The sequence below is a fragment of the Dietzia sp. PP-33 genome, assembly GCF_033790845.1.
GTDB lineage: Bacteria > Actinomycetota > Actinomycetes > Mycobacteriales > Mycobacteriaceae > Dietzia.
In genome coordinates this window covers 458,125-476,969 of the sequence record NZ_JAMYEI010000001.1, presented here as the reverse complement: position 1 = coordinate 476,969, position 18,845 = coordinate 458,125, and the positions used below count along the sequence as shown (strand labels likewise).

The following is an 18,845-nucleotide window of genomic DNA, read 5'->3' as shown; positions in this document are numbered from 1 at the left end:
GGTCGCACTCGGTCGATGCTCACCTGACAAGACACATCCAGACCACACTTAGTGAGAGCAGGAATGACATGGCGGAGCTGACTATCTCCTCCGACGAGATCCGTAGTGCGATTGCGAATTACACGTCGACGGTTTCCGACGAGGCGTCGCGCGAGGAGGTCGGAATCGTCACCGACACGGGCGACGGTATCGCCCACATCAGCGGGCTGCCGTCCGCGATGGCGAACGAGCTGCTGGAGTTCCCGGGTGGCATCCTCGGGGTGGCGCTGAACCTCGAGGACCGCGAGATCGGCGCGGTCATCCTCGGTAACTTCGACGAGATCGCGCAGGGCCAGGAGGTCCGCCGGACCGGCGAGGTGCTCTCCGTGCCGGTCGGCGACGGTTTCCTCGGTCGCGTCGTCAATCCGCTCGGCAAGCCGATCGACGGCCTCGGCGAGATCGAGTCGGAGGGCACCCGCGCCCTCGAGCTGCAGGCCCCGTCCGTGCTGGAGCGTCAGCCGGTCGAGGAGCCCATGCAGACCGGCATCAAGGCCATCGACGCCATGACGCCGATCGGCCGCGGACAGCGTCAGCTGATCATCGGTGACCGCAAGACGGGCAAGACCGCGGTCTGCATCGACGCGATCCTCAACCAGAAGGCCAACTGGGAGTCGGGCGACAAGACCAAGCAGCTCCGCTGCATCTACGTCGCGATCGGACAGAAGGGCTCCACCATCGCGGGCGTCAAGACGACGCTCGAGGAGAACGGCGCGATGGAGTACACCACCATCGTGGCGGCCCCGGCCTCCGATTCCGCCGGCTTCAAGTGGCTGGCGCCGTTCACCGGCTCCGCCATCGGTCAGCACTGGATGTACGAGGGCGCACACGTTCTCGTCGTGTTCGACGACCTGTCCAAGCAGGCCGACGCCTACCGTGCGATCTCGCTGCTGCTGCGCCGTCCGCCGGGTCGCGAGGCCTACCCGGGTGACGTCTTCTACCTGCACTCCCGGTTGCTCGAGCGGTGTGCCAAGCTCTCGGACGAGATGGGTGGCGGCTCGTTGACGGGTCTGCCGATCATCGAGACCAAGGCCAACGACGTCTCGGCGTTCATCCCGACCAACGTGATCTCCATCACCGACGGACAGGTCTTCCTCGAGTCCGACCTGTTCAACCGAGGCGTCCGCCCCGCGGTGAACGTCGGCATCTCCGTCTCCCGAGTCGGTGGCGCCGCGCAGACCAAGGGAATGAAGAAGGTCTCCGGTTCGCTGCGTCTCGATCTGGCCGCGTACCGCGACCTCGAGTCGTTCGCGACGTTCGCCTCCGACCTCGACTCCGCCTCGAAGGCGCAGCTCGAGCGTGGGCAGCGACTGGTCGAGATCCTCAAGCAGGACCAGAACTCCCCGGTGGCCGTCGAGGACCAGATCGTCTCGATCTATCTCGCCGGTGAGGGTTTCTACGACACCGTGCCGGTCGAGGACGTCCGTCGTTTCGAGGGCGAACTGCTCGAGACCCTGCGGCACTCGGCGTCGGACGTCTACAGCCAGATCGACGGGGGCGCCGCGCTCTCCGACGAGTCCAAGGCGACCCTCGAGGCCAAGACCAACGAGTTCAAGGAGGGCTTCGTGGCCTCCGACGGCTCGCGCGTGGTCAACGAGCCCGAGGCCGAGGCGCTCTCCGAAGACGAGATCGATCGTGAGAAGCTCACGGTCACCAAGAAGAAGAAGGCCTGAGGCCTGCGATGACAGCCATCCGATTCAAGGTCGAGAGGAGAGTGATCCACGTCCATGGCGACCATGCGTGAGCTACGCGACCGGATCAAATCGGTCAACTCGACCAAGAAGATCACCAAGGCCCAGGAGTTGATCGCCACCTCGCAGATCTCCAAGGCCCAGGCCCGGGTCGCGGAGGCCAAGCCCTTCGCGGACCAGATCACCGAGATCCTCACCGATCTCGCCAGCGCCTCGTCCCTCCAGCACCGGATGCTCAACGAGCCGGAGGACCCCAAGCGGTCCGCCGTGCTCGTGGTGACCTCCGACCGCGGCATGTGTGGTGGTTACAACCACAACGTGCTCAAGGAGGCCGCCGAGCTCATCGCCTACCTCGAGGAGGTCGGGCGTGAGGTCGACATCTACGTGATGGGCAACAAGGGGATCGTGTACTACACGTTCCGTGAGATCGAGCTCGCCGGCGCCTGGCACGGGCATTCGCAGAAGCCCGACTACCAGGAGGCGCGTCCGGCGTTCCAGCTCCTCTCGGCGGCCTTCAAGGCCGGCGGCGACGAGACGTTCGACGCCTCCGAGTACCTCGAGGAGGACGCCGCGGACGCCACCCGCAAGGGCGTCGACGAGGTGCACATCGTGTACACCCAGTTCAAGTCGATGCTCACGCAGACCCCGCGCGCTCGTCGGCTGGCCCCGATCGAGACCGAGGTCGAGATCGAGGAGCTGGACCTGAGCGATGGCATGATGGACGAGAACCCCGGGCCCGTGTCCGAGTTCAAGCCGGAGGTGTCCTTCGAGCCGGATGCGGACACCCTGCTGGACAACATCCTCCCGAGGTACATGTCGACCCGCGCCTTCGCCTCACTCCTCGAGGCGGCGGCATCGGAGTCGGCGGCGCGACGGACCGCCATGAAGTCGGCGACCGACAACGCCACCGAGCTGGTGGAGGGCCTGAGCCGCGAGGCTAACCAGGCACGCCAGGCACAGATCACCCAGGAAATCAGCGAGATTGTCGGTGGCGCTGGTGCGCTCGCCGCTAGCGCAGGAAGTGACTAAAGCTATGACCACAGCTGTTACCGATCAGAGCACGACGGGCACGGCCGGTCTCACCGGTCGGGTCGCCCGCGTCCTGGGTGCGGTCGTCGACGTGGAGTTCCCGCGCGGCGCCCTCCCGGCCCTCTTCAACGCACTCACCGCCGAGATCACCCTCGCGGCCGTCGCCAAGACCGTGACCTTCGAGGTCGCCCAGCACCTCGGCGACAACATGGTGCGCTGCATCTCCATGCAGTCCACCGACGGGCTCGTCCGCGGTGCGGACGTCGTCGACTCGGGCCAACCGATCTCGGTACCCGTGGGTGACGTCGTCAAGGGACACGTCTTCAACGCCCTCGGCGACTGCCTCGACGCTCCCGGCACCGGCCGGGACGGCGAGCAGTGGGGCATCCACCGCGATCCGCCCGCCTTCGACCAGCTCGAGGGCAAGACGGAGATCCTCGAGACCGGTGTGAAGGTCATCGACCTCCTCACCCCGTACGTCAAGGGCGGCAAGATCGGCCTCTTCGGCGGTGCCGGTGTCGGCAAGACCGTGCTCATCCAGGAGATGATCACCCGTATCGCCCGTGAGTTCTCCGGTACGTCGGTGTTCGCCGGCGTCGGTGAGCGCACCCGTGAGGGCACCGACCTCTTCCTCGAGATGGAGGAGATGGGGGTCCTCCAGGACACCGCCCTGGTGTTCGGCCAGATGGACGAGCCGCCGGGGACGCGTATGCGCGTCGCCCTCTCGGCCCTGACGATGGCCGAGTACTTCCGCGACGTGCAGGGCCAGGACGTCCTGCTGTTCATCGACAACATCTTCCGCTTCACGCAGGCCGGATCCGAGGTCTCGACGCTGCTCGGTCGTATGCCGTCCGCCGTCGGCTACCAGCCGACCCTCGCGGACGAGATGGGCGAGCTGCAGGAGCGCATCACCTCGACGCGTGGTCGTTCGATCACCTCGCTCCAGGCGATCTACGTCCCCGCCGACGACTACACCGACCCGGCGCCCGCCACCACGTTCGCCCACCTCGACGCGACCACGGAGCTCTCCCGCTCCATCGCGTCGAAGGGCATCTACCCGGCAGTGGACCCGCTCACCTCGACCTCGCGGATCCTCGAGCCGGGAATCGTGGGCGTGGAGCACTACCGCGTGGCTCAGGAGGTCATCCAGATCCTCCAGAAGTACAAGGAGCTGCAGGACATCATCGCCATCCTCGGTATGGACGAGCTCTCCGAGGAGGACAAGGTCACCGTTCAGCGTGCCCGTCGCCTCGAGCGCTTCCTCGGCCAGAACTTCCTGGTCGCGGAGAAGTTCACCGGACAGGTCGGCTCGGTCGTCCCGTTGTCGGACACCATCGAGGCGTTCGACAAGCTGGTCAAGGGCGAGCTGGATCACCTGCCCGAGCAGGCGTTCAACGGTATCGGCGGTCTGGACGACGTCGAGGCGGCCGCCAAGAAGCTCTCGGGGAAGTGACCGCGGACCATGGCTGACATCGAAGTCGAGTTCGTCACGGTCGAGCGCCGTTTCTGGTCCGGTACGGCCACCATGGTGGTCGCCAAGACCACCGAGGGCGAGATCGGTATCCAGACCGGGCACGAGCCGTTGCTCGGCGAGCTGGACGCCGGTGGCACCGTCACGGTCTACACCGACGAGGGCAAGAAGGTCGCGGCCGTACAGGGCGGCTTCCTCTCGGTGACCGCCAACAAGGTGAGCATCCTCGGTGAGTCCGCGGAGTGGTCGGAGTCGATCGACCGCGCCGCAGCCGAGCGAGCGCTCTCCGATGCCGGTGACGACTCCGCTGCTGCGGCGACCGCACGTGGTCGCCTCCGCGCGGTCGAGAAGGCCGGCGCCTAGCAGGACAGCAGTGGCTCGCGAACCAACGCCCGCGGCCACCGGAAGGGGTTGAGCAGATGGCGACGTCCGAGATCATTCTCGGTGTCGTCGTGCTGCTCGTCCTCGCTCCGGTGGCCGCGGCCGTTGTCTATCGGCTGGTCTTCGTGCGGAGGGATTCCACCTCGGTCCTCGTCAAGCGGTACGGGGGCGATTCCTGGCGCCACGGGGCGGTGCGCTACTCCGACACCGACGTGGCCTTCTATCGGCTTCTCAGCGTGCGGTTCGGCGCCGACGTCCGGTTGGACCGCCGGAGCCTCGTGCTGGGCGCCCGTCGTCAGCCCACGGGCGATGAGCTCGACGTGGCCGAGACGGGTGAGCTGATCGTGCCCTTCTCCGGGCACGACCGCAAGGGCACGATCAGGGAGGGCGAGCTCTGTGTGGGCCCCGCCGAGATGACCGCGTTGCTGGCCTGGGTCGAGGCCTGCTCCACCGAACAGGTCCGTTCCGACGGTAGGCGCCGCCGCTGAGGTCGCCCGGCACGTCCGGTACACCGCCAACTGCAGGAGGAACAGTGCGACTCGTCGTGGCCACATGCCAGGTCGACTATGTCGGTCGTCTGACGGCTCATCTGCCGATGGCCCCGAGGTTGTTGCTGGTCAAGGCTGATGGTTCCGTGAGCGTTCACGCGGACGACCGTGCCTACAAGCCGCTCAACTGGATGACACCGCCCTGCTCGTTGACCGAGCGGGAGCACCCGGAGGACCCCGAGCATCAGTTGTGGGTGGTGGAGAACAAGTCCGGGGAGCAACTGCGCATCACGGTCTCCGCGATACACCACGACTCCCACCACGAGCTCGGCGTCGACCCCGGCCTGGTGAAGGACGGCGTGGAGGCTCACCTCCAGGAGTTGCTGGCCGAGCACATCGAGACCCTCGGGAGCGGATACAGCCTGGTCCGTCGTGAGTACATGACCGCGATAGGTCCCGTGGACATCCTCGGGCGTGACGGGGACGGCGTGACCGTCGCCGTGGAGATCAAACGCCGCGGCGAGATCGACGGCGTCGAGCAGCTCACCCGATACCTGGAACTGCTCAACCGCGACCCGCTGTTGGCGCCGGTCAGCGGGGTATTCGCCGCTCAGGTCATCAAACCTCAGGCCCGGACGCTGGCAGAGGACCGCGGCATCCGTTGCGTGACGCTCGACTACGACACCCTCCGCGGGATCGAGTCGACGGACCTGCGGCTGTTCTGAGAACGGGTACCCGGATGCCAAGACGTCACAGACGGGCGGGTGCCGGAGGTCCCGCGCCACGGCGGGAGGGACCGGGCGGCAGCGCACTGGAGTCCGGCCCGTCCGGTGACCCCGACCCGTATCACGTCCGCCGGGTGCCGGGCTCCCGCGCCGGTAAGGACTACCGGTGCCCGGGCTGCGACCAGCTGGTCACCGCCGGCACCCCGCACGTGGTGGCGTGGCCGGACAGGCCCGGCGGTGACGACGAGCGCCGCCACTGGCACAGCGGGTGTTGGTCCGGGCGCGCCAACCGGGGTATCACTCGTCGGTGGAGCTGACCACCGCGGCGGGGCTGAACGTGGGTTCGTCGGGGAGGTCCCGGTCACCGACGTCGAGTGGACCCGGCACGGATTCGAGCCGTGCACGGATGGCGGCGAGATCCGCGATGACCCGCTCACGGACGGTCAGGAGTTCCTCGGTATAGCGGCGCGCGCGAGAACTCGCCTCGGACGCCTCTGTCCTGGCCTCGTCGAGGGTCTCGCGCGCCGACCGCTCGGCGTCGATGCGCATCGACTCCGCCGCCGCCTCCGCCGCCGCCCGTCGATCGCGTTCCTCGCGGAGGGACCGGCTCCTCCTGAGGTCCGAGGCGAGACGGTGGTCCTCGTCGATCAGGTCTCGTCGGTGGGCTGCCTCGACGTCGAGTCGCCGGGCCTCGCGCTCGGCGGCGGCGACGATCTCGGCGGCCCTGGACCGCGCGGCGTCGAGCACGCCGCTCTGCTGGGTGCGGACCGCGGCCGCACGTTCCCGGGCGGCGGTCAGTTCCGCGGTGGCCGCGTCACGATCAGCCGCGGCCTCGCGCCGGGCGGTCTCCCGGAGTTTCCACGCCTCTTCCTCGGCGTCCGCCAGGATGCGGTCGGCGGTCGCCTGTGCGGTGTCCCTGATCGACTCGGCCTCCGCGGTCGCGAGGGAGAGCATGGTCGAGAGCCGATCCGACATCTGCTCGCTGGTGACCGGCGCCCGTCCCAACTCCGTGGCGCGGGCCTCGAGGGAGGCGGCCCGTGCTCGGTCACGGGCCGCCTCCTCGGCCGCTCGTTCCGCCCGGTCGACCGCGGCGTCTCGATCCGCGCGGAGCAGCTCCGCCTCGGCCTCCAGGCGTGTCAGGGCGGAGGTCACCTGCTCTCGGTCGAAGCCCTTGCGGACCACCGCGAAGGGCTCGGCGCCCGTGGTGGGCGTGTGGGTGCTCGACATGGCCCCACCCTATCGTCGGTGGCCTCTCCGGGGACCTAGTGCGTCCCGGCGGCCGGCTCGACCAGCTCCAGGAGGACGCCACCCGCGTCCTTGGGGTGGACGAAGTTGATGCGCGAGCCGGCCGTCCCGTTCTTCGGTGCCGGGTACAGAACGCGTACCCCGCGACCGGTGAGGTGCGCGGTGATGGCGTCGATGTCGGTCACCCGGACCGCCATCTGCTGGATACCCGGGCCGTTGCGGTCGAGGTACTTGGCGATGGTCGAGGACTCGTCCAGGGGTGCGAGGACCTGCAGAAGCGCGCTGCCCTCCGGCCGGCCGGGGGAGCCGAGCATGGCCTCGCGCACCCCCTGCTCCTCGTTGACCTCCTCGTGGAGGTTCTCCATCCCGAGGTTGTCGCGGTACCAGGCGACGGCGGCGTCGAAGTCGGGTACGGCCACGCCCACGTGGTCTATCGCCACGACGAGCTCGGAGGGCAACAAGGGCTGGCTGGCTGGGGTAGTGGTCATACCGTCCACGGTAGTCGCTGCCCGGACGCGGTAGTTTGTCGAACACAGCCCCATCCCCTCGATCGGAAGGTGTCCCATGACAGCCGACCCCACCCGTACCGTCATCGTCTCCGGTGCCCGCACACCGTTCGGGCGTCTCCAGGGGGGATTGTCCTCCCTGTCCGCCGCCGAGTTGGGCGGCCTCGCCATCCGCGCGGCCCTCGAGCGGGGCGGGGTGTCCGCCGAGTCCGTCGACCAGGTGATCATGGGCCAGGTCCTGTCCGCCGGTGCCGGTCAGATGCCCGCGCGACAGGCGTCGCTCGCAGCCGGGATCCCCCAGCGGGTGAACGCGCTCAGCATCAACAAGATGTGCCTGTCCGGGATGACGGCGATCGCGCTGGCGGACCAGGCGATCCGTTCCGGCTTCTCCGAGGTCGTGGTGGCCGGCGGCCAGGAGTCGATGTCGCAGGCGCCGCACCTGCTGCCGAAGAGCCGCAGCGGCTACAAGTACGGCTCCATCGAGGTCCTCGACCACATGGCCTACGACGGCCTGCACGACGTACCGACCGACCAGCCGATGGGCGCGCTCACCGAGGCGCGCAACGTGGAGCTGGAGATCACCCGCGAACACCAGGACGAGTTCGCGGCGACCTCCCACCAGCGCGCGGCCGCCGCCGCGGAGGCGGGACGGTTCGCCGACGAGATCGTGCCGGTCACGGTGAAGGGCCGCAAGGGCGACACCGTGGTGGAGTCCGACGAAGGCGTGCGTGCGGACTCCACCGCCGAGTCGATGGGAAAGCTCCGTCCGGCCTTCGCCAAGGACGGCACCATCACCGCCGGCTCCTCGTCGCAGATCTCGGACGGCGCCTCGGCCGTCATCGTCACGACCGCGGCCCGCGCGGAGGCCGAGGGCTGGCCCGTGCTGGCCGAGATCGTCGGGTACGGCACGGTCGCCGGACCGGACTCGACCCTGCAGCACCAGCCCGCCGACGCGGTCCTGGACGCCTGCCGCCGCTCGGACGTCGACGTGGACCAGATCGACCTGTTCGAGTTCAACGAGGCCTTCGCCTCGGTCGGTCTCCACTCCACGAAGATGCTCGGGCTGAGCCCGGACAAGGTGAACGTCAACGGTGGTGCCATCTCCATCGGTCACCCGATCGGGGTGTCCGGAAACCGCGTCGTGCTGACCCTCGCGCTCGAGCTGGCCCGCCGCGGTGGCGGGCTCGGTGCGGCCGCCCTCTGCGGTGGTGGGGGCCAGGGCGACGCCCTGCTCATCCGGGTACCCGCGACCAGCTGACACCCGATCGGGCCCGCCGTGGCAGGATCGGGGGCGTGACGAGACCAGGTAACCGACCACCGCCCGCCTCCGAGCAGAAGCTCGCGGCGTCCCTCGCCGGCGCCGTCGACCTGTCGGGTCTGAAGAAACGCGCCGAGTCCCGGCGGGAGCCCGGCGCGGCGGCCCGTGCGCCCGGCCCGGGGACCGGTCCCGCGACCGGGGTCGAGGTGGACGAGGCGTCGTTCGAGCAGGAGGTCCTGGTCCGGTCGACGCAGGTCCCCGTCGTCGTCGAACTGATGTCGCGGCGCGCCCCGTCCGCGCTGACCACCCTGCTCTCCTCGCTGGCCGAGGAGGCGGGTGGGCAGTGGGTGCACGCCGTCGTCGACGTGGACGCCTCCCCGGGCATCGCCCAGGCGTTCCAGGCGCGGGCGGTCCCGACGGTCGTCGCCGTCGCGGCCGGCCGGCCGTTGGCTGACTTCGAGGGCGAGCAGCCCGAGGACGCGCTCCGCCAGTGGATCGCGGCCGTCATGCAGGCCACCGAGGGCAAGCTGAACGGGGCCCCGCAGGCGGAGGCCGGCGAGGAGCCGGAGGAACGCGCGGACGTCGAGCGTGATGCGGCCGAGGACGCCCTGGCGGAGGGAGAACTCGCCACGGCGGAGGAGCGGTTCACCGCCCTGGTGGACTCGCGTCCCGGCGACCACACCCTGCTCGAGGCGCTGCGCTACGTGCAGGCCGCACGCCGGGCCACCGAGGAGTCTGACGCGGGTGAAGGGACGGTCCCCGCCGCACTGCGGGCGGCCGACAGGGCGCTCGTGGGCGGGGAGTACGAGCCCGCGTTCGCGGTGCTCGTCGATGCCGTCAAGGTGAGCGCGGGTGATGACCGGGCGAGGGTGCGGGCGCGTCTCATCGAGATCCTCGAGGCGCTGCCGGTGGACGACCCGCGCGTGCTGGACGCCCGCCGGAATCTCGCGAACGCGCTGTACTGACGGACAGGGACGGAAAGTAGGGCCCGGGCGCTCGCGCGCCCGGGCCCTTTTCTCGTCTCTCTCGTCAGCGGGTGTGCCGCAGCCAGACCGTGGCGCGCGGGCCGACGGTGATCGCCGCGGAGTGGGGGCGGCCGTGGTGGGTGCGCTCCTCGGCGTGGACGCCGCCGAGGTTGCCCGTCCCGGACCCCTCGTAGCCCGAGGCGTCGGTGTTGAGGATCTCCTCCCAGTATCCGGCCTCGGGAAGACCGATCCGGTAGTCGCTCAGGGCGGCGCCGGAGAAGTTCACCACGCAGGCGATCGTGCTGCCCGCGTGATCGGTCCGCAGGAACGACAGCGCGTTGTGCGGGGAGTCGTTGGCGTCGATCCAGGAGAAGCCCGACGGGTCGTCGTCGAGGGTCCACAGGCCGGGGTTCTCGGCGTACCGAGCGTTCATGTCCCGTACGGAGGCGAGGATGCCGCGGTGGTACTCGCCCTCCCAGCCCTCCAGGTTCTCCCAGGTCACGCCCTGTTCGTCGTTCCACTCGCCGACCTGACCGAACTCCATGCCCTGGAAGATCAGCTTCTTGCCGGGGTGCGCCCACATGTACGCGTAGAGGCTGCGGAGTCCGGCCGCCCGATCCCATGAGGTACCGGGCATGCGCTGCCACATGGAGCCCTTGCCGTGGACGACCTCGTCGTGGCTCAGGGGGAGGACGAAACGCTCGCTCCAGGCGTACATCAGGGAGAAGGTGACCTCCCCGTGGTGGTGGCTGCGGTAGAGGGGGTCGAGACCGACGTAGCGCAGGGTGTCGTTCATCCACCCCATGTTCCACTTCATGGAGAAGCCCAGGCCGCCGGTGTCGGTGGGGGCGGTGACGCCACCCCACGAGGTGGATTCCTCGGCGATGGTGAGGAAGCCGGGGTGCTCGCGCTGGACCGTGGCGTTGACCTCCTGGAGGAACGAGATGGCTTCGAGGTTCTCCCTGCCGCCGTGGCGGTTGGGTGTCCACTCACCCTCGTTCCGGGAGTAGTCCAGGTAGAGCATCGAGGCGACCGCGTCCACGCGAAGGCCGTCCACGTGGAACTCCTCCGCCCAGTACAGGGCGTTGGCCACCAGGAAGTTGCGGACCTCGTGGCGGCCGAAGTCGAAGACGTAGGTACCCCAGTCGGGCTGTTCGCCCCGGCGGGGGTCGGCGTGCTCGTAGAGAGGGGTGCCGTCGAACCGTCCCAGCGACCACTCGTCCTTGGGGAAGTGCGCGGGGACCCAGTCCACCAGCACGCCGATGCCGCGCGAGTGCAGGTGGTCCACCACGTAGCGCAGGTCGTCGGGCGAACCGAAGCGACTGGTGGGCGCGAAATACGAGGAGACCTGGTAGCCCCACGAGCCGCCGAAGGGGTGCTCGGCGACGGGCATCAGCTCCACGTGGGTGAACCCGGTCTCCGTCACGTGCTCCGCCAGCTGGTGCGCGAACTCGCGGTAGTCGAGTCCGGTCCTCCAGGAACCCACGTGGACCTCGAGGACGGTCATCGGGGACCGGGAGTGGTCGCGGGTCGCGCGGGCGGCCATCCACTCGTCGTCGTCCCACTCGTACCGGGGCGTGAACACCTTCGACCCGGTGGAGGGGGGCACCTCGGTGGCCACCGCGAGCGGGTCGGCGTGGTCGATTGTCCGGCCGTCCGCGCCCCGCACGCAGTACTTGTAGACGGCGCCGTCGGCGACGTCGGGGACGAACAGTTCCCACACCCCCGAGGACCCGATCGCGCGCATGGGCAGGGCGACGGGGTTCCACGCGCAGAAGTCGCCCACCACGCTGATCCCGCGTGCGCTCGGCGCCCAGACGGCGAAGGAGGTGCCGGTGACCGGCCCGCCGGGGGTGTCGTAGGTGCGCACATGGGCGCCGAGGACCGTCCACAGTCGCTCGTGTCGCCCCTCGTTGATCAGGTGCAGGTCGACCTCGCCCAGCGTGGGCAGGAAGCGGTACCCGTCGGCGACGGTCCGCGTGTGTCCGTCGGCGTAGGTCACCCGGTAGCGGTAGTCGGGGACGTCCCGCTCGGGCAGCGTGGCCCGGAACATGCCCTCGCCGAGCGGCTCCATGGGCACCACGCGCTCGCCCAGGACGATCTCCACGGTGGTGGCACCGGGCTGGACGGTGCGCACGACGGAACCCTCGCCGGCCCGGTGGGCGCCGTAGACCGAGTGGGGGTCGCGGTGGGTGCCGGAGCGCAGCGCGTCCAGGACGTCGCCGGGGATCTCACCGTGGGTCTCGACCGGAGCGGACGGCACCGGATCCGACGAGACCGGATCCGACGACGACGGGGCCTGCGGCGAGCTGGTGGCGGCCACCTCCTCGGGTGTCTGCCAGGCCGCCTCCCGGTCGACGGGCGGCGGGACCCTGCCGGGCTCCGTGGCGGAGCTGTCGGGAGCGGGTCGGCCCTTCTTCTGGTGCTTTCCCATGCCGTTGTCCCTCAATCCACGATATGCGTGCGGTAGGTCAGTTCGACCCTACGTGCTTCGTCGCACGGCGGGACCACGATGATGTGAGCGACCGCCGTCCACGGTTCGAGTCGGACGTAGTTGCTCGATCCCCAGTGGAACTCGTTGCCCGAGACCTCGTCGTGGACGCTGAACCGGGCGTCGTCGTCATATCCCAGGGCCGCCATGTCCAATGTGAGGGTGCCCTCCTGGACCCCGTGGGAGTCGAGCGAGACCACGGCCAGCACGCAGTCGCCGGTGGCGGGGTCGATCTTGGAGTAGGCGATGATCTGGTCGTTGTCCACGTCGTGGAACCGCAGGGTGCGCAGCTGTTGCAGGGCGGGGTGCTCGCGGCGGATCCGGTTGAGGGTGCGCAGCCACGGGGCCAGCGACTGCCCGGCGGCCTCGGCGCCCGCGAAGTCCCGGGGCCGGAGCTCGTACTTCTCCGAGTCCAGGTACTCCTCGCTGCCGTCGACGACCGGTTGCCACTCGAACAGCTCGAAGCCCGAGTACACGCCCCACGCCGGAGAGAGGGTCGCCGCGAGCACAGACCGGATCGCGAACATCGCGGGGCCCCCGCGCTGCAACGATTCGTGGAGGATGTCCGGGGTGTTGGTGAACATGTTGGGCCGCGCCTCGTCCACGTGGGCCAGCAGCTGCTCGGAGAACTCCACCAGGTCGGCCTTGGTGGTCTTCCAGGTGAAGTAGGTGTACGACTGCGAGAATCCCCGCTTGGCCAGACCGAACAGGCGGGCCGGGCGCGTGAACGCCTCGGCGAGGAACAGCACGTCGGGTTCGGTCCGCTTGACCTCGGCGATGAGGCGGCTCCAGAAGTCGGCCGGCTTGGTGTGCGGGTTGTCCACCCGGAAGATCCTCACGCCCAGTGAGGTCCACAGCCGCACCACCCGGAGCACCTCGGCGTAGATCCCCTCGGGGTCGAGGTCGAAGTTGACCGGGTAGATGTCCTGATACTTCTTGGGTGGGTTCTCCGCGTAGGCGATGTGACCGTCGGGCAGCACCGTGAACCACTCGGGGTGTGCCTTCGCCCACGGGTGGTCCGGTGCGCACTGCAGCGCCAGGTCCAGCGCGATCTCGATCCCCTGTGTAGCGGAGTACTCGACGAGCCCGCGGAAGTCCTCGATGGTGCCGAGCTCGGGGTGCACCGCGTCGTGCCCGCCCTCGGCGGAACCGATGGCCCAGGGGGAGCCGACGTCGCCCGGCTCGGGCGTGAGGGTGTTGTTGCGGCCCTTGCGGTTGACCTCGCCGATCGGATGGATCGGGGGGAGGTAGACCACATCGAACCCCAGATCCGCGGCGTGGTCGATGTGGGTGCGGGAGGTGGTGAAGGTGCCGTGGACGGGCCGGCCCTGGTCGTCCCGGCCACCGGTGGAGCGCGGGAAGAACTCGTACCAGGAACTGAACTGGGCCTCGCGACGGTCGACCCACACCCGCTGCGTCTGACCGGGTGTGACCAGCTCACGGACGGGTCCGGCGGCCATCGCCGCCGCGACCTCGGTGGAGAGTGCGGGGGCGGTCCGCGTCCGGGCGTCCCCGGTGCCGCGTAGCGCGGCGGCGGCGGAGGACAGGAGTGCCGCGCGGTCGGTGTCCCCCGCAGTGGAGGCCTGCGCGGCGCCGGTGTCCAGGACCCGGGCACCCACCTCGAACTCGTTGCCCAGGACGTCGGAGTCCTGGCCGGCGTCCATCTTCTTGACGATGCCGCTGGTCCACGTGGCGAACGGGTCCGACCACGCCTCCACCCGGAACGACCACATGCCCGGCGCGTCGGTGGGCAGGAGGCCGTGGACGGTGTCCGCCTCCGTCCCGGCCACCATCGTCGTCCGTGAGGAGACGCCTCCGGGGCGGCGGACGACCAGGCTCGCCGACAGCGCGTCGTGGCCCTCCCGCCACACGGTCGCCGAGATCGGCACCACCTCACCCACGACCGACTTGGCGGGGAACCTCCCGCAGGAGACCAGTGGGCGGACCTCGTCGATGGCCAGACGATCGTTCACGTCGGTACTCCTCTCGGCTGTGGGTCCCGCTGCGCGGACGCCTCTGTGCCCACGACGCTAGCGAAGCGAGCGGTGATCGGGGAGGGGCGCGGCGTCGGCGTTCACCGCCGCGCGCCGTGTTCCTCGCCACCCGGCCCGGCGATACGGGGTTAGATGGGGGCCGTGAGAACGCTGATCGAGACCGACCCCGACCTCGTCCTGGACCTGACCGACGTCTCGCTCCGGCGGGACGGACGGACCCTGGTGGGCCCCGTCACCTGGCAGGTCGAGCTGGACGAGCGGTGGGTGGTGTTGGGTCCCAACGGCGCGGGCAAGACCTCGCTGCTGCGGATCGCCTCGGCGCTCGAGTACCCCAGCACCGGTTCGGCGGTGATCCTGGGGGAGCAGCTGGGGCGCACCGAGGTCTCCGAACTCCGCAGCCGGGTGGGTCTGTCGTCCGCCGCGGTGGCCGGCCGGATCCCCGGGGACGAGGTGGTCAAGGACCTCGTGGTCTCCGCCGGGTACGCGGTGCTCGGCAGGTGGCGCGAGGTCTACGACCAGGCGGATTTCGACCGCGCGGCCGACACTCTCGAGATGATCGGTGGTGAACACCTGGCCGAGCGCACCTGGGGGACCCTCTCGGAGGGCGAGCGCAAGCGGGTGCTGATCGCCCGCGCGATGATGACCGATCCGGAACTGCTGCTGCTGGACGAGCCGGGAGCCGGCCTCGACCTGGGCGGACGCGAGGACCTGGTCGCACGCCTGGGGGACATGGCCATGGACCCCGACGCACCGGCCACCGTCCTGGTGACGCACCACGTGGAGGAGATCCCGCCGGGCTTCACGCACGCGATGCTGCTCGCCGAGGGCGGGGTCACCGCGCTCGGGTTGATCGAGGACGTGATCACCTCCGAGCACCTCAGCCACGCCTTCGCGCAGTCGATCGTCGTGGACGCGATCGACGGCCGCTACTTCGCCCGGCGGGCGCGTCGCTCCGGCCGGCACCGACGACCGTGACGCGCCCCGGGCGCCCGGCGGCCACCCCTCCGGAATCCGTCCCCGTCCGGGAAGCCGCCACGGTGGCACTGGTCCGCGACGCGCGGGTCGGCGGTGGACTGGAGGTGTTCCTCCAACACCGCGTGGCCACCATGCAGTTCGCCGCCGGGATGTCCGTCTTCCCCGGTGGCGGCGTGGAGCCACGGGATCACCGCAGCGACCGCCCGTGGCGCGGGCCGGAGCCGCACTGGTGGGCCGAGCGGTTCGGCATCGGTGTGGGGCGCGCGGCCGCGGCCGTGCGGGCAGTGGTGCGTGAACTCTTCGAGGAGACCGGCGTGCTGTTGGCCGAACCCGACCCGGCGGCGCCGGCCGGCGCCCCACTCCACGACCCGCCGGGCACCGCGGAGCGGCCGGGTGCAGCAGAGCGGCCGGGTACAGCGGAGCGACGTGCTCTCGACGCGGGGGAGGGCGACCTCGACTCGCTTCTCGCCGCGTACGGGCTCGTCCTGTCCGCGCATCTGCTGCGTCCGTGGGATCGCTGGACCACCCCGCTCGGACCCCCGCGCCGGTACGACACCCTGTTCTTCGTGGCGGCGCTACCGGACGGGGCGGAGGCAGACGGGGGAACGAGCGAGGCGCGGGCCACCGAGTGGATGCGGGCGGACGACGCCGCCACCGCGGGGACCCTCGGGCGCCTGGGGATGCTCCGGCCGACCCTCGACGTCCTTGCCGACCTGGCGGCGGTGGACGACGTCGCCGAGCTCCTGGCCACCCCCCGGGTCATCGCGCCGGGCGGCCGATAGGTGGTGGACGGATGACCCCGGAGGATCTGGACTTCCTGCTCACCGACGCCGGCCGGGACCTGCTCGCCCTGGCCGCCGGACTCGACTGGTCGCGCGGGCGACTGGTGGCCTCCACGGCCGCCGTGCGCCGGGCCGATCCCGGGCACGCCGCGGCCGCGATCGATGTGGTGACCGCCCGTCGGCGCGCACACGGCCGGGTCCGCGGGGCGGAGCGGATGCTCCTGACGGACGAGGCCGTCCAGCAGGCCACCGCGTGGCCCGTCGCCGCGCTGCGCGCCGGACGACTGGCCGGCCGGGACGTCCACGACGTCACCTGTTCGGTCGGGGCCGAGCTGGGCGAGCTCCTGCGGGCCGCAGGCCGGGTGGTCGGCTCCGATCTCGACCCGCTCCGCGCCCGGATGGCCGCCCACAACGTGCCCGGCGCGCTGGTGTGCGTGGCGGATGCCCTCGCCCCGCCGAGCCGGGGCACGGTGGTGGTCGCCGATCCCGCCCGCAGGGCCGGTGGCAGACGCATCCACGATCCCGGACAGCTCAGCCCGCCGCTGCCGGGTCTGCTGGCCGCGGTGGACGACCGCGACTACGCGATCAAGTGCGCGCCCGGACTGGACACCTCGGTCCTCGAACACTCCGGGGAGGTCCAGGTGGTCTCGCTCGACGGGTCGGTGCGGGAGGCGTGCCTGTGGTCGCCGGGCCTGTCCGCGGGGGTGCGGCGGCGCGCGACCGTCGTGCGTTCCACCGCTGTCGACGCGGCGTCGCCGTGGGGTCCCCCACGGTTGGTGTCCGACGGCCTCGCCGTGCACGTGGAGGAGGTCACGGACGGCGACGACGACGAGGTCGACGCGCACGAGGAAGCCGACCGCTTCATCGTGGATCCCGACGGGGCGGTCGTCCGGTCGGGCCTGGTCCGGCACTGGGCCCGCCGCAACGGGCTCCGCCAGCTCGACCCCCGGATCGCGCACCTGACCGGGCCGCGGGTCCCGGGCGGCTACACGGGGTTCGAGGTGCTCGAGCGGTGCAGACTCGACCGCCGGGAGCTGCGGAAGGTCCTGCGTCGGCGGGACTGCGGGTCGCTGGAGATCCTCGTCCGTGGGGTCGACACGGACCCGGATGTGCTGCGGCGCTCACTGTCGCTGGGGGGCTCCCGCCCGCTCGCGCTGGTCGTGACCAGGATCGGCAGATCGGCGGTGGTGTTCGTCTGCGGGCCGCGTACGGCCGCCGCCGGGGACGCTCACCCGAGCAGGTAGACCGCCCCGACGGCGGTCGTGAGCGCGATGCGTCCCTCGTCGTCCACGCTGAGCCCCGAGACCGGGCCGCGGGCCGCCGGGACGTCGAACTCGTGCACGGTGCCGCCGTCCTCGCCGTCGAGCAGGTGCACGGCGATGCCGGGCTCGTCGTCGGTCCCCCCCGACCGGACGGCCACCACCACCCGCCCGTCCTCGGTGGCGGCGGGGTTGGTGAGCTGGCGCAGGTCGTCGCGCCGCCACACCTCACGGCCCCGACCGTCCTCGGGGCGGACGGCCACCACGGGCGCCGGGCCGGCGTCGGCGGAGTGGTCGTCGTCGACACCCCTCCACACGGTGGTCGTGCGGCCGCCGGAGACGAGGGTCCCGTCGGGCAGCACCGCCGGTGGGGTGTCCGGTCGGTACCCGACCGGGGTGGACCACAGCGGGGCGCCGTCGGCGGTGGAGTAGGCGTGGAGCGAACCGTCACGGGAGTGCACGTGGACCTGCCCGCGGTCGTTCGACAGGACCACCGGGACGCCGAGCCGCCCCTCGGGGAGCCCGGTCCGCCACGCCACCTCGAGTCGCCCGGTCTCGCCTGGGGAGAACCGGACGGCGACCAGTTCGGGGGCGGGTGCGCCCGGCGTCCACGCGGTGAGATAGGCGGTCCCGCTGTCGGTGTCCACCGCCGCGGGGCCCGGTGCGGGGCACCCCCGCTCGCCGGAGCCGCACCAGGGTGAGCCGTAGCCCGGGTCGGCGGGCGGAATCTCGCCGGCGAGGGGGAGTTCGGAGGAGGCGTCCAGGCCGGTCTGGGTGTTGACCACCCTGGCGATCCCCAGGTGGGAGATCAGTAGCAGATGCCGGTTGTCCAGGAGGGTGACGGTGGTGGGGATGCCCAGGGTGTCGGCGAACCAGCGGTTCTCGCCCTCGGCCGAGACCGCGCCCACCCCGCCGTACATCGGGACGAACAGGGAACCGCGGCCGTCGACGGTGGCCGTGATGCGCGGCCCGTCGGTCGGCAGGCGCAGACACCAGCGCTTGCGTCCGTCGTCGGCGGTGAGGGCGAAGAGGTTGCACCCGCGTTCGGACACGGTCGCCTGGTAGAAGGTGCCCAGTCCGTCGGAGGAGGCCACCCCGATCGCGGGGGCCCCCAGCGAGCGCGACCACACGAGCCCGGGGGAGTCGGAGACGGCCGCGTGCGCTCGTCCGGAGTTCGGTGGCCCGCCGGCGACGGACGACCAGCTCTGGGCCTGCCCCAGACGGGCGCCCCCGCTCTCGGTGGAGGAGACGCACCCCGCGGCGAGGGCGACCGCGACCGCGCCGACCGCCAGGGCCCGCGCGGTGAGTGCGGCCCGCCGCGGTATCGATGCCGGTGCCACTGGAGGTCCCCTTCGCGTCAGATCGTCAGTGCAGAGCGTAGTCGGCGCGTGGACGCGCGACCCGTGAGACGTCCCGGCGGCGGGCCCCGGCTGGGTCGTGGCGGGCGCCGGCTGGGTCGTGGCGGGCGCCGGCAGGGGGGATCGGCGGGCAATCGCCCGGTGTGTCCCGGCACCCGCGGCTACCGTGACGGTCATCACCGGAAGAATCC

At 70.8% G+C, this 18,845-nt stretch carries 17 protein-coding genes; 12 read left to right on the top strand and 5 right to left on the bottom strand.

From position 1 onward, the window contains the following. Positions 1-68: 68 nt before the first annotated feature. The 7 genes from atpA to NJE57_RS02280 are packed head-to-tail and all read left to right on the top strand — an operon-like array spanning position 69 to position 6,138. Positions 69-1,709, top strand: coding sequence for a F0F1 ATP synthase subunit alpha (gene atpA / locus NJE57_RS02310; RefSeq protein ID WP_319026743.1), 1,641 nt, complete (start codon positions 69-71; stop codon positions 1,707-1,709). A gap of 54 nt (positions 1,710-1,763) precedes the next feature. Next, positions 1,764-2,756 carry a F0F1 ATP synthase subunit gamma gene (locus NJE57_RS02305; protein ID WP_319026742.1) on the top strand — a complete coding sequence of 331 codons (993 nt, stop codon included), beginning with the start codon at positions 1,764-1,766 and terminating at the stop codon, positions 2,754-2,756. 4 nt (positions 2,757-2,760) lie between these two features. Further along, positions 2,761-4,209, top strand: a complete 1,449-nt coding sequence (gene atpD / locus NJE57_RS02300; RefSeq protein ID WP_319026741.1) for a F0F1 ATP synthase subunit beta — start codon at positions 2,761-2,763, stop codon at positions 4,207-4,209. Between the two features lie 9 nt (positions 4,210-4,218). Next, positions 4,219-4,590 carry a F0F1 ATP synthase subunit epsilon gene (locus NJE57_RS02295; RefSeq protein ID WP_319026740.1) on the top strand — a complete coding sequence of 124 codons (372 nt, stop codon included), beginning with the start codon at positions 4,219-4,221 and terminating at the stop codon, positions 4,588-4,590. A 56-nt stretch (positions 4,591-4,646) separates the two neighbouring features. After that, on the top strand, positions 4,647-5,096 hold the full coding sequence (locus NJE57_RS02290; protein ID WP_319026739.1) for a DUF2550 family protein: 450 nt from the start codon (positions 4,647-4,649) through the stop codon (positions 5,094-5,096). 44 nt (positions 5,097-5,140) lie between these two features. After that, entirely contained in the window at positions 5,141-5,821 is a 681-nt protein-coding gene (gene nucS, locus NJE57_RS02285; protein WP_319026738.1) for an endonuclease NucS, read from the top strand. A gap of 14 nt (positions 5,822-5,835) precedes the next feature. Then, positions 5,836-6,138: an ATP/GTP-binding protein gene (locus NJE57_RS02280; protein ID WP_319026737.1), complete on the top strand. Its 303-nt coding sequence runs from the start codon at positions 5,836-5,838 to the stop codon at positions 6,136-6,138. On the opposite strand, the gene NJE57_RS02275 is transcribed toward NJE57_RS02280, so the two are convergent. Then, on the bottom strand, positions 6,119-7,048 hold the full coding sequence (locus NJE57_RS02275; protein ID WP_319026736.1) for a hypothetical protein: 930 nt from the start codon (positions 7,046-7,048) through the stop codon (positions 6,119-6,121). The two genes, NJE57_RS02280 and NJE57_RS02275, sit on opposite strands and share 20 nt — an antisense overlap. A gap of 35 nt (positions 7,049-7,083) precedes the next feature. Then, a complete protein-coding gene (gene mce / locus NJE57_RS02270) occupies positions 7,084-7,554 on the bottom strand; it encodes a methylmalonyl-CoA epimerase (protein WP_319026735.1) in 471 nt (156 codons plus the stop codon). A gap of 76 nt (positions 7,555-7,630) precedes the next feature. On the opposite strand from mce, the gene NJE57_RS02265 reads away from it, so the two are divergent. Then, complete coding sequence (locus NJE57_RS02265; protein WP_319026734.1) at positions 7,631-8,830, top strand: acetyl-CoA C-acetyltransferase; 1,200 nt, start codon at positions 7,631-7,633, stop codon at positions 8,828-8,830. A gap of 35 nt (positions 8,831-8,865) precedes the next feature. Then, positions 8,866-9,795, top strand: a complete 930-nt coding sequence (locus NJE57_RS02260; protein WP_319026733.1) for a tetratricopeptide repeat protein — start codon at positions 8,866-8,868, stop codon at positions 9,793-9,795. A 64-nt stretch (positions 9,796-9,859) separates the two neighbouring features. Here the strand turns inward: NJE57_RS02260 and glgB are convergent, their stop codons facing one another. Together glgB and NJE57_RS02250 are read right to left on the bottom strand one after the other, a co-directional pair. Beyond that, positions 9,860-12,229 carry a 1,4-alpha-glucan branching protein GlgB gene (gene glgB / locus NJE57_RS02255; RefSeq protein WP_319026732.1) on the bottom strand — a complete coding sequence of 790 codons (2,370 nt, stop codon included), beginning with the start codon at positions 12,227-12,229 and terminating at the stop codon, positions 9,860-9,862. Between the two features lie 11 nt (positions 12,230-12,240). Further along, entirely contained in the window at positions 12,241-14,259 is a 2,019-nt protein-coding gene (locus NJE57_RS02250) for a maltotransferase domain-containing protein (RefSeq protein WP_319026731.1), read from the bottom strand. Positions 14,260-14,430: 171 nt separating this feature from the next. Between NJE57_RS02250 and NJE57_RS02245 the strand changes: the two genes are divergently transcribed. The 3 genes from NJE57_RS02245 to NJE57_RS02235 are packed head-to-tail and all read left to right on the top strand — an operon-like array spanning position 14,431 to position 17,281. Next, positions 14,431-15,255 (top strand): ABC transporter ATP-binding protein, encoded by an 825-nt coding sequence (locus tag NJE57_RS02245; RefSeq protein WP_319027070.1) that lies wholly within the window; start codon positions 14,431-14,433, stop codon positions 15,253-15,255. After that, positions 15,252-16,037 (top strand): NUDIX hydrolase, encoded by a 786-nt coding sequence (locus NJE57_RS02240; RefSeq protein WP_319026730.1) that lies wholly within the window; start codon positions 15,252-15,254, stop codon positions 16,035-16,037. The genes NJE57_RS02245 and NJE57_RS02240 overlap by 4 nt, the downstream gene beginning before the upstream one ends. A gap of 11 nt (positions 16,038-16,048) precedes the next feature. Continuing rightward, positions 16,049-17,281 (top strand): THUMP-like domain-containing protein, encoded by a 1,233-nt coding sequence (locus tag NJE57_RS02235; protein ID WP_319026729.1) that lies wholly within the window; start codon positions 16,049-16,051, stop codon positions 17,279-17,281. Here NJE57_RS02235 and NJE57_RS02230 read toward each other — a convergent pair. Beyond that, the gene (locus NJE57_RS02230) at positions 17,266-18,636 is read right to left on the bottom strand and encodes a PQQ-binding-like beta-propeller repeat protein (RefSeq protein WP_319026728.1); all 1,371 of its coding nucleotides are present in this window, start codon (positions 18,634-18,636) and stop codon (positions 17,266-17,268) included. The two genes, NJE57_RS02235 and NJE57_RS02230, sit on opposite strands and share 16 nt — an antisense overlap. Positions 18,637-18,845: the final 209 nt, after the last annotated feature.

What these genes read in the sequence shown, in the direction of transcription:
- atpA (WP_319026743.1), top strand. Translation starts at nt 69, where the DNA reads ATGGCGGAGCTGACTATCTCCTCCGACGAGATCCGTAGTGCGATTGCG.
- NJE57_RS02305 (WP_319026742.1), top strand. Translation starts at nt 1,764, where the DNA reads ATGGCGACCATGCGTGAGCTACGCGACCGGATCAAATCGGTCAACTCG.
- atpD (WP_319026741.1), top strand. Translation starts at nt 2,761, where the DNA reads ATGACCACAGCTGTTACCGATCAGAGCACGACGGGCACGGCCGGTCTC.
- NJE57_RS02295 (WP_319026740.1), top strand. Translation starts at nt 4,219, where the DNA reads ATGGCTGACATCGAAGTCGAGTTCGTCACGGTCGAGCGCCGTTTCTGG.
- NJE57_RS02290 (WP_319026739.1), top strand. Translation starts at nt 4,647, where the DNA reads ATGGCGACGTCCGAGATCATTCTCGGTGTCGTCGTGCTGCTCGTCCTC.
- NJE57_RS02280 (WP_319026737.1), top strand. Translation starts at nt 5,836, where the DNA reads ATGCCAAGACGTCACAGACGGGCGGGTGCCGGAGGTCCCGCGCCACGG.
- NJE57_RS02275 (WP_319026736.1), bottom strand. Translation starts at nt 7,048, where the DNA reads ATGTCGAGCACCCACACGCCCACCACGGGCGCCGAGCCCTTCGCGGTG.
- mce (WP_319026735.1), bottom strand. Translation starts at nt 7,554, where the DNA reads ATGACCACTACCCCAGCCAGCCAGCCCTTGTTGCCCTCCGAGCTCGTC.
- NJE57_RS02265 (WP_319026734.1), top strand. Translation starts at nt 7,631, where the DNA reads ATGACAGCCGACCCCACCCGTACCGTCATCGTCTCCGGTGCCCGCACA.
- glgB (WP_319026732.1), bottom strand. Translation starts at nt 12,229, where the DNA reads ATGGGAAAGCACCAGAAGAAGGGCCGACCCGCTCCCGACAGCTCCGCC.
- NJE57_RS02235 (WP_319026729.1), top strand. Translation starts at nt 16,049, where the DNA reads ATGACCCCGGAGGATCTGGACTTCCTGCTCACCGACGCCGGCCGGGAC.